Raw genomic sequence first — 13,490 nt, 5'->3', positions numbered from 1 at the left:
ATGAGGCTGTCGCGGCGATGGCCGGGTTGCTGAGTCTGGGCTGGCAGGCCCCGGCGGGCCGCTGCAACATGGCCTTGCGCCGTTGCAGGGCTGAAGGGGCAGCCGTTACCGCTTGACGAACTTGAAGAAGCGGCTTTCCGAGCCGTCCTTGGTTTCCTCCTGGTGAAGAAAGGCCAAGCCGCGGTCCTCGAAGACCTCGAAGAACTCCTCCCACGGGATTTCCTCCAGCTTCTCGTCGCGCTCGGCGAAATCGACGCGCAGGATGCCCTCGCCGTCCTCGCCCTCGGTGCCCTTGACGACGGTGGGGATGCCGCCGCGCTTCTCGATCCACTCGCGGATCGTGTCGTGGTCGGTGGTGGTCTCGCTGGACGACATGGGTTCTCTCCCGCTCTGGCGTTGCGGACAGAACGTCATGGGCAGGCAGTCGTTCCTAGACGTCGCCGATGGGCGGGCCGGGGCGGGGCCAGCTGTCGATCTCGGCCGCGACAAGCTGCTGCAGCCGCCACATGTAGGGATCGTCCAGCCCGTGTTCCGCCAGGGCTGCGGCGGTGCGCTGCAGGTATTCGGCGCCCGACCCGGCATGGCCGCAGGCATGGGCCAGCCGCCGCGCCTGTTCCTCGACCGGCAGATGCACCAGCGTCTGGCCCACGGTGCCGGCGTAGAAGGTCAGCGCCTCCTCGGTCCCGCGTTCAGTTTCCACGGTGATCCAGCAGGTGTTCCGGACCAGTTCCTGCGCCACCAGTTCGCGCCGCAGGATGGCCCGCAGCGACTCGCGTTCCGTGCCCGGCGCGATCTCCATGACCAAGCCGGTGCAGGCGCCCCCCGGTTCCAAGGCCAGCATCAGGCCGGGGCAGTCGGGAGAGCCGCGCCAGTGATCCAGATGGATGCAGAAGCTGCGGTGCCAGCCGGGCGCGATGCCCTTGCGGATGCCGCCGACCTCGAAGCCGGGATTCCAGATCAGCGAACCGTAGGAGAAGATCGGCACTGGATGCGGCCGCCCGGCGGTCAGGTCCTCGGCCAGCGCGTCGAGATCGTCGTCGGTCAGCAGCGTCCACTGCGAGTCGTAGGGCGGCTCGTCCACCTCGCGGTGGGCGCGGGCGACATGGGCGGGGGTAAGGGCGAGCGTGGAGGCATTCTGCGTATCGCGGGGCATCGATCTTCCAGTTCATGGGCGGAGAGCGTCGCCCTGCGGCGTTCCCCGGCAAATATCATCGGCAATGCAGGCGAGCCATGTCCGAACGTCCGACGGCACCGCGCCAAAAGCTTTGCCCTGCCGGGGCTTTCCGCTTGGCACGAGGCTTGCCTTCCGTCCCATGTGGGGGGCAGAGTCCCCGAAAACCAAGGGGACAGAGATGAAACTCGCCATTCCGACCGTTGCGGTGGCCGCCGGCGCGGCCCTGCTTGTCGCCTGCGCGCCCGAGATGCGGGCCAGCACGGCGGCGCAGGATTACGCCACCTATTGCGCCTCGTGCCACGGCGCCTCGGGGCGGGGTGACGGACCGGCCGCCGCGGGGCTGACGCCGCGTCCGACCGACCTGACGACGATCAGCGCGCGTCACGGCGGCAGCTTCCCGCGCCTGCAGATGCTGGGCTGGATCAGCGGCTACACGATGGGCCGCAGTGAAAGCCACATGCCGGTCTATGGCCAACTGCTGGACGGCGAGCAGATCATGTATGACGCGGGTGACGGCAACCCGGCCCCGACCCCCGGCCGGATCGTCGGGCTGGTGGAGTATGTAGAACGGTTGCAGAAGTAACCGTGCCTTCCGGGCGGCGAATGTGCCGCCCGGCTTTCGGGGTTTGGATCAGACGTCCAGCCCCCCGTCCTCCACGAACTGCGCGTTCTCGCTGATATACTGGAACCGCAGTTCCGGCTTCTTGCCCATCAGGCGTTCGACCAGATCGCCCGTCTCGCCGCCTTCCTCCTCGTCGATGCTGACGCGGATCAGCTTGCGGCTGGCCGGGTTCATCGTGGTGTCCTTGAGGTCCTTGGCGTCCATCTCGCCCAAGCCCTTGAAGCGCTGGACGTCGATCTTGCCCTTGCCGCCGAGGCCCTTGGCCAGCCACGCCTCTTTCTCGGCGTCGTCGGCGACATAGACGCGGGCCGCCCCTTGCGTCAGCCGGTAAAGCGGCGGGCAGGCGAGATACAGGTGCCCCTTGTCGATCAAGGGCCGCATCTGGGTGAAGAAGAAGGTCATCAGCAGCGAGGCGATATGCGCGCCGTCCACGTCGGCGTCGGTCATGATGATGACCTTGTCATAGCGCAGGTCGTCCACCCTGAACTTCGTCCCCATGCCCACGCCCAGCGCCTGGCAGAGGTCCGCGATCTCCTGGTTCTGGCCGAGCTTGGACGAGGACGCCCCCAGCACGTTCAGGATCTTGCCGCGGATCGGCATGATCGCCTGCGTCTGGCGTTCCCGCGCCGACTTGGCCGAGCCGCCCGCCGAGTCGCCTTCCACGATGAACAATTCCGTCCCCTCGCGCGCGTTGGCCGAGCAGTCCACCAGCTTGCCGGGCAAACGCAGCTTCTTGGTCGCCGATTTTCGCGCGGTCTCTTTTTCCTGACGGCGGCGCAGGCGCTCCTCGGCCCGCAGCACGAGGAAGTCGAGGATCGCACCCGCCGACTTGGTGTCCGCCGCCAGCCAGTTGTCGAAATGGTCGCGGACGGCGCCCTCTACCAGCCGGGCGGCCTCGGTCGTGGCGAGGCGGTCCTTGGTCTGGCCCACGAACTCGGGTTCCGCGATGAAGCAGCTGACCAGCGCGCAGCCGCCGGTCAGCAGGTCGTCGCGGGTGATGTTCTCGGCCTTGCGGTTCTTCGTGAGTTCCCCATAGGCGCGGATGCCCTTGAGGATCGCGGTCCAGAAGCCCGCCTCATGCGTGCCGCCTTCGGGCGTGGGGACGGTGTTGCAGTAGGACTGGATGAAGCCGTCGCGCGAGGGCGTCCAGTTGATCGCCCATTCGACCTTGCCGGGCACGCCGAAACGCTCGCGGAACTCGACCAGCCCGGCAAAGGGCCGGTCGGCATAGGTGGTCGCCTTGCCGATCTGTTCGGACAGATAGTCCGACAGCCCGCCGGGGAAGTGGAAGGTCGCCTCGCGCGGGGTCTCGCCGTCGTCGATCTCGGTCTTCCAGCGGATTTCCACGCCGGAATGCAGGTAGGCCTTGGACTTGACCATCCGCATCATGCGCGAGGGCTTGAGGCGATGGTGGCCGAAGATCTGCTCGTCGGGGTGGAAGGTCACGGTGGTGCCGCGGCGGTTCGGGGCGGGGCCGACCTTTTCCACCGGACCCTGCGGGATGCCGCGGCTGAAACTTTGCCGCCACAGCTCGCGGTTGCGGGCGACCTCGACCACCATGCTGTCGGACAGCGCGTTCACGACCGAGGCGCCGACCCCGTGCAAGCCGCCCGAGGTCTGGTAGGCGCCCTCGGTGAACTTGCCGCCCGCGTGCAGCGTGCAGAGGATCACCTCCAGCGCGGACTTGCCGGGGAACTTGGGGTGCGGATCGACGGGGATGCCGCGCCCGTTGTCGCGCACCACGACCGAGTGGTCGGCGCGCAACTCGACCTCGATGCGGCTGGCGTGGCCGGCGACCGCCTCGTCCATCGCGTTGTCGAGGATTTCCGCCACGAGGTGATGCAGCGCGCGTTCGTCGGTTCCGCCGATATACATGCCGGGGCGCTTGCGGACGGGTTCCAGCCCTTCCAGCACCTCGATCGAGGCGGCGGAATAGCTGTCGGTGGCCGCTTGCGCGCCCGAAAGAAGGTCGTCGGACATGGGTATTCTTGCCTGTGATGATGCGGCGTCATGCCACGAAGGGGCGGGTCGGGGCAATCCTGCCCCGGCCGGGGCGGCGGTTCACGCCCGCTCGCGCAGCCACTCGGCCAGTTGGCCGTCGTCGATATGCCCTTGGGCGAGGGCGATGATCTGCTGGCCTGTTTCCTCGATGGTCGCGCGCGGACCTGTGCCGCCGTTCAGCCGCAGGCACATCAGCATGATGCGATAGGCGGTCCGCTTGTTCGCGTCGTTGAAGCAATGGCCCTGCGCGATTGCCGCGGCATAAGCGGCCGCGAGGTCATAGACATCGCCGACCAGCCCGTAATGCACGCGATTGTCCACGCGTGCCAACGCGCCTTCCAGCGATTTGTCGCGCGCTCGACCCTGCAGTTCACCGGGGTTCAGCACGATGTCATGCGCTTTCTCGACCAGTTCGGCCGGGATCAACATCCAGTCCATTCTGCAGGTGCCTTACTTGTCGCGCAGGTAGTCGAGCACGGGCTGCGCCTCTGCCCGCGTCTCTTCGAAGACGCGCATGAACTCGTCTTCGGTGGCATAACGCGGCTCGGACACCGTCGCCGCCTCGGGCACCAGATACCCCACCAGCGCCGAGTTCCGCAGGATCGCCACCGGCTTGCCGCCTGAGCGTTCCAGCACCTTATGCGGCTCGCGCAGTTCGGTCATCGTGGCGATGTGGTTGGTCAGCAGACGGGTCATGGTTATGGCTCCCAGAGAGACGCCACCAATATAGATACTGCAGTATGTATTTCAATGTTCCTCTGCCACACGCGCTTCCCACATCTTCTGGAACGCGGGTCGGTCGTGACAAGCCTTCAGCCATGCCTGCACGGCCGGGAACTGGCCCATCAACTCGCCGTAACCCTCGGCATAGCGGATGATTTCCGCCATGTTCAGGTCGGCCACGGTGAAGCGGTCGCCCACCAGATGGCCGTGTGTCGCCAGATGATCCTCCAGCACCTTCATCGGGCGGACCAGCCGTTCGGCCGCGTCGGCGATCAGGGCGGCGTCCTCGCCCGACTGCTCGCGGCCGGTGCGCAGCATCATGATTGTCAGGGCGTCCGGCTCGATCGCCGTCGCCGCGTAGAAGGACCATTGCAGCATCAGCGCCTCTTCGGCGGCATCGCGGGGCGCAAGCTCGCCGCCGTGCTTCTTTGCCAGATACAGCGTGCAGGCGAGCGATTCCGACAGCACCAGCCCCTCATCCTCGATCACAGGGATCGCGCCAGCGGGCGACAGCGCAAGGAAGGCAGGCGAGTGCGTGTTGACCGGCGCATCCGGCGCGTCGGGGAAGGGCAGCTTGTAGGCCTGGATCACCGGCTCCTGCCGGAACGGCAGGCCGAGTTCGTGGCAGAGCCAGATGATGCGCGAGGCGCGGGACCGGGTGACGCCGTGGATGGTCAGCATGGGAAAACCTTCGGGCCGGAAAGCGGCTGCGCGCCCATGAAAGGCCCCCGGTGCGCGGCGTCAACAGGAAGGAAGTCCAACCCCCCGTTTCCACTCGCAATCCCCTTTGGACAGGAATAAAGCGGCAGCCAGCAACCGGCGGATGACCCGCCCCCATGAGGACAAAGATGGCCGCAGAACCGCGCATCATCACCACGACCGAGGAACTCGCCCAGTTCTGCGAACTCGCCAAGCAGCAGCCCTATGTGACGCTCGATACCGAGTTCCTGCGCGAGCGGACTTATTATTCCAGGCTCTGCCTGATCCAGATGGCCCTGCCGCCCGCGTCGGGGCCAAAGGCCGAGGGCGGTCCCGCCACGCTGGTCGATCCGCTGGCGCCGGGGCTGTCGCTGGAACCGCTCTATGACCTCTTTCGCCACACCGCGACGGTCAAGGTCTTCCACGCCGCCCGGCAGGATCTGGAGATCTTCTTCCACGACGCCGGGATCTTCCCCGATCCGCTGTTCGACACTCAGGTCGCCGCCATGGTCTGCGGCTTCGGCGAGCAGGCGGGATACGAGACGCTGGTCAAGCGGATCGCCAAGCAGCCGCTCGACAAGTCCTCGCGCTTCACCGACTGGTCGCGCAGGCCCCTGACGCCGGCGCAGGCGGAATACGCCTTGGCCGACGTGACCCATCTGCGGGCAATCTATGAATTCCTGTCAGGGCAGTTGAAGAAGACCGGCCGCGACGCATGGGTGGCCGAGGAAGCCCAGGCGCTGGTCAACCCGGAAACCTATATCAGCCGCCCCGAGGATGCCTGGGAACGGGTGCGGACGCGCTCGGGCTCGCCGCGCTTCCTAGCGGTGGTGCGCGAACTCGCCCGGTTCCGCGAGATCCATGCTCAGACCCGCGACATCCCCCGCTCGCGCGTGTTCAAGGACGATGCGCTGATCGAGCTGGCCTCGACCAAGCCGCTGACCGAGGATGACCTTGGCAAGTCGCGCCTGCTGCTGCGCGAAGCGCGGCGCGGCGAGATCGCGCAGGGCATCCTCGAGGCCGTGAGGGTGGGGATCGAGGCGACCGACCTGCCGAAGGTCGCGCCTGACGAGCCGGGGAAGCCCGGCAACGCGGCGCTGTCGCAACTGCTGCGGGTGCTGTTGCAGGCCAAGGCCGATGCGGCGGGAGTGGCGCCCAAGCTGATCGCCTCGTCATCCGAACTGGACGCCATCGCCACGGGCGCGCGTGACGTGCCCGCGCTGTCGGGCTGGCGCGCCGAGGTCTTCGGCGAGGACGCGCTGCGGCTGGCCCAGGGCAGGATCGCGCTGTCGGCGCAGGGCGGGGCGGTGCGGGTCGTCGCCGTCGGCTGACCAAGGGGGTCAGCCGCCGCGGTCCTCGGGGTCGTCCTTCGCCTTGAAGCGCCGGGCCATGGGGCTCAGCAGCAGGTGGATCAGCAGCAGCACGACCATCGCGAAGACGGTGGCCAGCGCCGCCAGCAGGATGTCGCCCACCCCGCAGCAGAGCCCGATCGCGCCGCATAGCCACATGGACGCGCCCGTGGTCACGCCCCGGACGCTTGCCCCGGTGATGATGATCGACCCCGCGGCCAGGAAGGCCACGCCCGAGGTCACGGCCTCGATCAGGCGCAGGGGGTCCATCTGCAGGCGCGCATCCGGGGCGGCTTCGAAACTGGTCAGTTCCATCGCGACGATGGCGAAGGTCGCGGCGGCAAGCGAGATCAGCATATGCGTCCGCAGGCCTGCGGCGCGGGCGTTCACCTCGCGGTCCCAGCCGATGATGCCGCCAAGGACAAGGGCGGCGACCAGCCGGATGGCCGCGACCTCAAGCGGCATCGAGTCCAGCGGCTCGAAGGCGCGTGAGAGTTCAGCGATGAGAGAGTTCATCTGTGCCTGCTGTCTCAAACGCCGGTCCGGCGCGGTTTCCTTAGACTTTCCGCGCGGCCTTTTCGTCCACGCCCGAACGGCCCTCGCGGCGTTCCAGTTCAGCCATGACATCGGACAGCGGGACATCCCGCGCGGCCAGCATGACCAGCAGGTGATACAGGACGTCGGCGGCCTCGGCCGTCAGGCGGGCGCGGTCGCCGCGCACGGCCTCGATGATCGCCTCGACGGCTTCCTCGCCGAACTTCTCGGCGCATTTCTCGGGGCCTTTCGCCAGAAGCTGGGCGGTCCAGCTTGAGGACGGATCGGCGCCCCGGCGGGACGCGATAGTGGCGGAAAGACGGTCCAGGGCGGTCATTCCAGCCTCACGGGGATGCCGGCGGCGGCCATGTGGGCCTTTGCCTCGGCGATGGTATGGGTGCCGAAGTGGAAGATCGAGGCGGCCAGCACGGCGCTGGCATGGCCGTCGCGGACGCCTTCGACGAGGTGGTCCAGCGTCCCGACCCCGCCCGAGGCGATCACGGGGATGTCCACCGCATCGGCGATGGCGCGGGTCAGCGGGATGTTGAAGCCCGCGCGGGTGCCGTCGCGGTCCATCGAGGTCAGCAGGATTTCCCCCGCACCCTTGCCCGCGACCGTGCGGGCGAATTCGACGGCATCGATGCCGGTCGGGCGGCGGCCGCCGTGGGTGAAGATTTCCCAACGGCCGGGTTCCACGGTCTTGGCGTCGATGGCACAGACGATGCACTGGCTGCCGAAGCGGTCGGCCGCCCGCGCGATCACGTCGGGATCGGCGACTGCGGCCGAGTTGAACGACACCTTGTCGGCGCCTGCCAGCAGCAGGGCCCGCACATCCTCGGGCGTCCGCACGCCGCCGCCCACGGTCAGCGGGATGAAGCACTGTTCCGCCGTGCGGGTCACGAGGTCATACATCGTGCCGCGGTTCTCATGCGTGGCATGGATGTCGAGGAAGCAGAGCTCGTCCGCCCCCGCCGCGTCATAGGCGGCGGCGGCCTGCACCGGGTCGCCCGCGTCGATCAGGTCCACGAAATTGACGCCCTTGACCACGCGGCCATCGGCCACGTCGAGACAGGGGATGATGCGTATCTTCAGCATGTAGGCCTGATAGCGCGGGCAGGAGACGGGGGGAAGTGGCGGCTGCGGCTGAAAGGGCGCAAGGGGACACTCTGCCCCTCCGCCCCGCTGCGCGCGTGAATGGGGTCCCGCCCCCGTTCACCCCCCAAGATATTTGGGACCATCCGAAAGGCCGGCGGTCAGACGACCAGCGCGGCGAGGCCCAGGCTGATCGCAGCCGTGGCGGCGGTGTAGTCCAGCCAGATGCGGGTCAGCAGGAAATCCGTGCCGCGACGCGGACTGGTCCAGCCACCGGCCGAGCGCAGCGCGTTCGAGGCCAGCATCGCAAGCCCGATGGCGGCATGGACGAAGACATAGGCCGCAAGCCCGTTCAGCGTGGCTCCCAGCGCATGGATGTGCGGGTCGGGCAGGTGGCCGCTGGCGGGCAGCCAGAAGGCCAGCGCCGTCGCACCCGCCAGCGCGCCTGCGGTGAGCAGCATCCAGCGGCCCTTCGGCTGGTCCCTGTCATTGGCGCGGATCGTGGCGCGGGACAGGCCCGCCGCCAGTGCGATCAGCGCGACCGCCGCCATGGCCGCCAGCGCCACGCCGGGGCCGCGCATGGCCATCGCCTCGGCCGGCGGCGGCCAGTTGGGCGCGGTCAGGCGCAGGTAGAGGACGCCGAAACCCAGCGAGGCGAACATCGCCCCGTTTGCGATCAGCGTGACGCCGAGGCCCCAGGCGGGCAGCGAGTTCCTGACCTCGGGATGGGGCGGCAGCGAAAGGCCCCGGCCCGCCGGCAGCGGCCCGTGGTCGCGGTCCAGCCCCGCCCCCTGCGCCGACAGGATGAACAGAGCCGCCAGCACCAGCGCGATACCGGCGGCCAGCAGATAGGCCTTGAACAGCAGGCAGAGGATGCCCGCAAAGGTCACAAGGCCTTGGATCAGCGGCATGTAGGTCCGCGGCGGCAGCACCGCGAAATGGTCCGGCCTGCCCGAGACGGTGTCCACGACCATCGTCTCCATCCAGCCGCGGGGCCGCGCCAGATAGCCGTCGCCCGCCGCAAGCTGCGGGCCGAGGACGCTTGGTTCCAGCTTGTCGGCGCGGCTGTCGATATGGGGCAGGGCGCCGAAGGCATAGCTGGGCGCGGGCGTGGGGGTGGCCCATTCCAGCGTCCCTGCCTTCCACGGGTCGCGGCGGAAACGCGGCCCGTGCCGGCGCGTCAGGATCACGTCCAGCGCCACCAGCCCGAAGCCCATCGCCTGGATGAACCCTCCGACCGAGGAGATCAGGTTCAGCACCGCCCAGCCGTCGTCCCAGAAATAGCTGTGGACGCGGCGCGGCATCCCCAGAAGCCCCGTCAGGTGCATCAGCAGGAAGGTGCCGTTGAAGCCCAGGAAGATCAGCCAGAAGGCCGGGATCGACAGGCTGTGGACCGACATCCGCCCGGTCAGGTGCGGCAGCCAGTAGTAAAGCCCCGCCAGCGCGCCGAAGACGAGGCTGCCGATCAGCACGTAATGCAGGTGGGCCACGACGAAATGCGTGTCATGGACCTGGAAGTTGAAGGGGACGACGGCGACCATGACGCCGGTCAACCCTCCGTTCACAAAGATGACGAAGAAGCCCATGACATACAGCATAGGCACGCTGCGGACGACCTTTCCCATCGCCATGGTCGCGATCAGCGCGAAAAGCTGGATCGCTGTCGGCAGCACCACCGCGCCCGAACTGACCGCGAAGAAGTCCAGCGCCAGCTTGGGCATCCCCACGGTGAACATGTGATGCGCCCAGATCAGGAAGCTGATGACCCCCATGGCGATCACGGCGGCAACCACCGCCTTGTAGGCGACCAGCGGCCGGCGGGCGAAGGTGGGGATTAGCGTCGCCAGCATCCCGGCGGCGGGCAGGAAGATGATGTAGACCTCGGGGTGGCCGAAGATCCAGAACAGGTGCTGCCACAGCAGCGGATCGCCACCGCGCGTCGGATCGAAGAAGGGCAGGCCGAAGGCGCGCTCGGCTTCCAGCATCAGGGACCCGGCGATCAGCGGCGGAAAGCCCGCGACGATCATCAGCGCCGTCACCAGCATGTACCAGGCGAAGACCGGCATCCGTGCCAGCGACATGCCCGGCGCCCGCATCCGCAGGACGGTGACGGTCAGTTCCACCCCGATCGAGACGGCCGAGATCTCGACGAAGGTGATCCCCAGCAGCCAGATGTCCGAGTTGATGCCGGGCGAATACACGTCCGACGACAGCGGCGTGTACATGAACCAGCCCGACATCGGCGCGACGCCCAGGACCAGCGCGGCCAGCAGCGTCAGCCCGCCGAACAGGTAGCACCAGTAGCCGTAGGCGGTCAGGCGCGGAAAGGCGAGGTCGCGCGTCCCCAGCATCTTCGGCAGCAGGTACATCGCGATCCCCTCCAGCAGCGGGATCGCGAACAGGAACATCATCACCGTGCCATGCATGGTGAAGACCTGCGCATAGGCCGGCGCGTCAAGGAAGGCGGTGTCGGGCGTCGAAAGCTGCGCCCGGATGAGCATCGCCAAGAGCCCGCCCACCGCGAAGAAGAAGCAGGCCGTCAGCATGATGCGGATGCCCAGCGTCGTGTGGTTCACCGCCGACAGCCGCTGGAAGCCCCGCCCCGAGGTCCAGATCGCCTCCAGCGCCTTGTGGCGTTCAAGAGGCGACAGCCCGTCCTCGGGCGCGGACGGGGCAGGGGTGGGCGCCGTGGTCATGGGGCGGAATCTCTCGGGATCGTGGTGGGGATGTCCTCGGGCGGCGGCGCGGGCGAGCCCTCGCCTTGCGCCGAGGGCGGCAGCGCGGGCGGCATTGGATCGGGACCCGGCGCGGTTTCGGGCGCGCCGCCGATGGGGCCGCCCGCCCCGGGCATGGGCATCGGCGGCGCGGGCGCCGCGGCGCCGGCCGCGCTGGGCGGCACCCATTCGGGCGCGGGATCGGGGGCGCGGCCCTCGGCCAGCGCGGTCAGGGCGGCGGCGTAATCCTCGGCCGTGCGGACATCGACGACAAAGCGCATGAGCTGGTGGCCCTGCCCGCAGTATTCGGAACACTGCCCCTCGATCACGCCGGGGCTGTCGGCCTGGATCAGCGTCTCGTTCACATGGCCGGGGATGGCGTCCATCTTGCCCGCGAGCCGCGGCGCCCAGAAGGAATGGATCACGTCGCGGGCGGTGATCTCCAGCCGCACGGGCTGGCCCGCGGGCAGGTAAAGGGTGCCCTGGCTGGTGGCGCCCGGAACCTCGGGATAGGTGAAGGTCCAGGCCCACATCGCGCCCTCGACCTCGATCCGGGTGGGTTCGTTGCCGTCGGGCAGTAGCCGTCCGGTCAGGACGACCGACCAGATGAACAGCGGGATCATCACCGCCAGCGGCAGCACCAGCCCCCCGCCGATCAACCATGTCTTGAGCGATACCCGGTCGAGCCGCCAGCGCGCGGACATGACCGCCAGCACCAGCAGGACCATGCCGATCCAGATCGCCAGCATGACCGCCAGCATCACGCGGCCCAGGAACCCGATCCCGGCCGCCGAGGGGCCGAGTGGATCCAGCGCCGACAGCGGCGCGTTGCACCCTGCGGTCACAAGCACGGCCCCACCAGCCAGCATGACCGGACGCAGCCCGAGGAGAAAGCGATGAGCGACACCGACCAGAAGCCGGGGAAGGGCAGCAATGCCCCGATGGGTGGCAGCCAGAACCCGCTGAGCCCGCCGGTCCAGGAACTCGACACCGGCTCGGCCATCGCCTTCATCGGCCACCCGGTCCACGCGATGCTGGTGCATTTCCCCATAGCCTTCGCCATGGTCGTGCTGGGCTTCGACGTTCTTTACTGGGTGTTCGGCGATCCCTTCTTCGCCCGCGCGGCGACTTGGGCGGTGGGCGGCGGCTTCCTTGCGGGCGTGATCGCCAGCCTCGTGGGCCTTGCCGAGGTGCTGCTGGTCCCCGGCATCCGCCTGCGCGGCGCAAGCTGGAGCCATGCGGTCGCGGCGCTGACCTTTCTGGCCGTGATCGGCGCGAACTGGGGGCTGCGGCTGGACGGCACCCGCCCGATCCTGCCCGACGGGCTGTTCCTGTCGATCCTGGGCGCGCTGACGGTTGGGGTGGCCGGCTATCATGGGGGCAAGCTCATCTTCGATCATGGTGTCGGGATCATGGTTGCGTCCGACGACTGAAGGCCCAGCGGACCGGCCAGCGCGCCCGGCTGGAACAGGCCGGGCGCAAGCCCCGACCATTCCAGCGGCGGCTTCATCAGCACCATCATCAGGATGCCGATTGCGCCCAACCCGATCAGCCCGTTCAGCAGGATGGCCCGCCCCGGCGTCAGCCGCAACTCGCGCGGATTGATCTTGCCCTCGGGGTCCTCCTCGATGGGATCGTCGGCGAAGACCCGCACCATGGTCCGGGCACAAAGCACATGGCCCGCCCCCAGCAGCACGACAAAGCCCAGCTTGGCGGTGAACCAGGGCGAATAGGTTTCACGCAGGAAGATCAGACCGATGCCGGAACTGATCGCCAGCACCGCGGCGGGCGAGACCAGCCCGATATGCAGCATCCGCCCCATCGCATGCAGCCGGTGCAGCGCGCGCTGACCGCCGCGCCGGGTGATGCCCCGCCGCTGCGCCATCAGCCATGGCAGGGCGATCAGCCCGCCGACCCAGACGGCGATGGCGCCGAGATGGATAAATTTCACAAGGCCCAGAAAGGCATCCGAGTCGAGGATGTCCCGCACCGCGTCGATGAAGGCCGGAATCACCGGGGCGCTTCCGCAGGCTCGGGCGCGGCCTCGTCGGCAAGGCGGGCGGCCTGCCACAGCAGCGCGGCCATATAGGGCAGGGCGCCCACGACCCACATCAGCAGGCCGGCGAACTGCTGGTCCGCAAGCGGGCTCAGGCCCCAGGCCTCGGTTGTCAGAAGATGCGCCGCGTAAAGCGGTTGGCTCGCAAACAGGATGATGGCCCCCAGCATCCCCATCTGCACAAAGGTCCCGCCTGCGGCGACCGCCGCGCCGCCGCGGTCGGAAGACAGGATATGCAGCCACACGGCGGCCGCGGTTCCGGCCAGCGTGGCCTGCATCAGCCAGTAGCCCGAAGTCGTCGCCAGCGCCCAGGCATAGGGGCCGGGCGCGTGCCAGGCCCACATCGCCGCCGCGTGCAGCAGCACCGCGCTGCCCACCCCGACGACCCGCATCCGGTCCCGCAGCGCCGGCGCCAGCCCCAGCAGCGCCAGCGGGACGATGGCGGCAGAGAGCAGCACATGATGCGCCACCCGCGCCGAGAACAGCGCCGAGGTCAGGTTGCACAGCGGCGAGACGAAGACGAGAA

16 protein-coding genes are annotated in these 13,490 nt (G+C 68.5%); 3 read left to right on the top strand and 13 right to left on the bottom strand.

The window, feature by feature from the left end:
- Window positions 1–105: 105 nt before the first annotated feature.
- Both Q4F04_RS11970 and Q4F04_RS11965 read right to left on the bottom strand, forming a co-directional pair.
- Entirely contained in the window at window positions 106–375 is a 270-nt protein-coding gene (locus Q4F04_RS11970; protein WP_303370055.1) for a hypothetical protein, read from the bottom strand.
- A 55-nt stretch (window positions 376–430) separates the two neighbouring features.
- Window positions 431–1,153, bottom strand: a complete 723-nt coding sequence (locus Q4F04_RS11965; protein ID WP_303370054.1) for a gamma-glutamylcyclotransferase — start codon at window positions 1,151–1,153, stop codon at window positions 431–433.
- Window positions 1,154–1,352: 199 nt separating this feature from the next.
- On the opposite strand from Q4F04_RS11965, the gene Q4F04_RS11960 reads away from it, so the two are divergent.
- On the top strand, window positions 1,353–1,757 hold the full coding sequence (locus Q4F04_RS11960; RefSeq protein ID WP_303370053.1) for a cytochrome c: 405 nt from the start codon (window positions 1,353–1,355) through the stop codon (window positions 1,755–1,757).
- Window positions 1,758–1,805: 48 nt separating this feature from the next.
- Here the strand turns inward: Q4F04_RS11960 and parE are convergent, their stop codons facing one another.
- The 4 genes from parE to Q4F04_RS11940 all read right to left on the bottom strand — a co-directional run bounded on the left by parE (window position 1,806) and on the right by Q4F04_RS11940 (window position 5,201).
- On the bottom strand, window positions 1,806–3,776 hold the full coding sequence (gene parE, locus Q4F04_RS11955) for a DNA topoisomerase IV subunit B (protein ID WP_303370052.1): 1,971 nt from the start codon (window positions 3,774–3,776) through the stop codon (window positions 1,806–1,808).
- An 81-nt stretch (window positions 3,777–3,857) separates the two neighbouring features.
- Window positions 3,858–4,235, bottom strand: coding sequence for a type II toxin-antitoxin system death-on-curing family toxin (locus Q4F04_RS11950; RefSeq protein ID WP_303370051.1), 378 nt, complete (start codon window positions 4,233–4,235; stop codon window positions 3,858–3,860).
- Window positions 4,236–4,247: 12 nt separating this feature from the next.
- A complete protein-coding gene (locus tag Q4F04_RS11945; protein ID WP_303370050.1) occupies window positions 4,248–4,493 on the bottom strand; it encodes a hypothetical protein in 246 nt (81 codons plus the stop codon).
- 51 nt (window positions 4,494–4,544) lie between these two features.
- Window positions 4,545–5,201 carry a glutathione S-transferase family protein gene (locus Q4F04_RS11940; RefSeq protein ID WP_303370049.1) on the bottom strand — a complete coding sequence of 219 codons (657 nt, stop codon included), beginning with the start codon at window positions 5,199–5,201 and terminating at the stop codon, window positions 4,545–4,547.
- 167 nt (window positions 5,202–5,368) lie between these two features.
- Between Q4F04_RS11940 and rnd the strand changes: the two genes are divergently transcribed.
- Complete coding sequence (rnd, locus tag Q4F04_RS11935) at window positions 5,369–6,550, top strand: ribonuclease D (protein WP_303370048.1); 1,182 nt, start codon at window positions 5,369–5,371, stop codon at window positions 6,548–6,550.
- A gap of 9 nt (window positions 6,551–6,559) precedes the next feature.
- Here the strand turns inward: rnd and Q4F04_RS11930 are convergent, their stop codons facing one another.
- The 5 genes from Q4F04_RS11930 to coxB all read right to left on the bottom strand — a co-directional run bounded on the left by Q4F04_RS11930 (window position 6,560) and on the right by coxB (window position 11,759).
- Window positions 6,560–7,084, bottom strand: a complete 525-nt coding sequence (locus Q4F04_RS11930; RefSeq protein WP_303370047.1) for an MgtC/SapB family protein — start codon at window positions 7,082–7,084, stop codon at window positions 6,560–6,562.
- Between the two features lie 40 nt (window positions 7,085–7,124).
- Window positions 7,125–7,439: a phosphoribosyl-ATP diphosphatase gene (locus tag Q4F04_RS11925; protein ID WP_303370046.1), complete on the bottom strand. Its 315-nt coding sequence runs from the start codon at window positions 7,437–7,439 to the stop codon at window positions 7,125–7,127.
- Window positions 7,436–8,197, bottom strand: coding sequence for an imidazole glycerol phosphate synthase subunit HisF (gene hisF, locus Q4F04_RS11920; protein WP_303370045.1), 762 nt, complete (start codon window positions 8,195–8,197; stop codon window positions 7,436–7,438). The genes Q4F04_RS11925 and hisF overlap by 4 nt, the downstream gene beginning before the upstream one ends.
- A gap of 158 nt (window positions 8,198–8,355) precedes the next feature.
- Entirely contained in the window at window positions 8,356–10,890 is a 2,535-nt protein-coding gene (locus tag Q4F04_RS11915) for a cytochrome c oxidase subunit I (protein ID WP_303370044.1), read from the bottom strand.
- Complete coding sequence (gene coxB, locus Q4F04_RS11910; RefSeq protein WP_303370043.1) at window positions 10,887–11,759, bottom strand: cytochrome c oxidase subunit II; 873 nt, start codon at window positions 11,757–11,759, stop codon at window positions 10,887–10,889. The genes Q4F04_RS11915 and coxB overlap by 4 nt, the downstream gene beginning before the upstream one ends.
- Before the next feature lie 45 nt (window positions 11,760–11,804).
- Between coxB and Q4F04_RS11905 the strand changes: the two genes are divergently transcribed.
- Window positions 11,805–12,341: a DUF2231 domain-containing protein gene (locus Q4F04_RS11905; protein WP_303370042.1), complete on the top strand. Its 537-nt coding sequence runs from the start codon at window positions 11,805–11,807 to the stop codon at window positions 12,339–12,341.
- On the opposite strand, the gene Q4F04_RS11900 is transcribed toward Q4F04_RS11905, so the two are convergent.
- Both Q4F04_RS11900 and Q4F04_RS11895 read right to left on the bottom strand, forming a co-directional pair.
- The gene (locus Q4F04_RS11900; protein ID WP_303370041.1) at window positions 12,305–12,922 is read right to left on the bottom strand and encodes a CopD family protein; all 618 of its coding nucleotides are present in this window, start codon (window positions 12,920–12,922) and stop codon (window positions 12,305–12,307) included. The two genes, Q4F04_RS11905 and Q4F04_RS11900, sit on opposite strands and share 37 nt — an antisense overlap.
- The coding region (locus tag Q4F04_RS11895; protein WP_303370040.1) for a cytochrome c oxidase assembly protein at window positions 12,919–13,490 on the bottom strand (572 nt) is incomplete at its 5' end. The genes Q4F04_RS11895 and Q4F04_RS11900, both read right to left, overlap by 4 nt.

Source organism: Paracoccus sp. (in: a-proteobacteria) (assembly GCF_030536915.1).
Taxonomy (GTDB): Bacteria; Pseudomonadota; Alphaproteobacteria; order Rhodobacterales; family Rhodobacteraceae; genus Paracoccus.
This window is presented reverse-complemented; position numbering and strand designations above follow the sequence as displayed.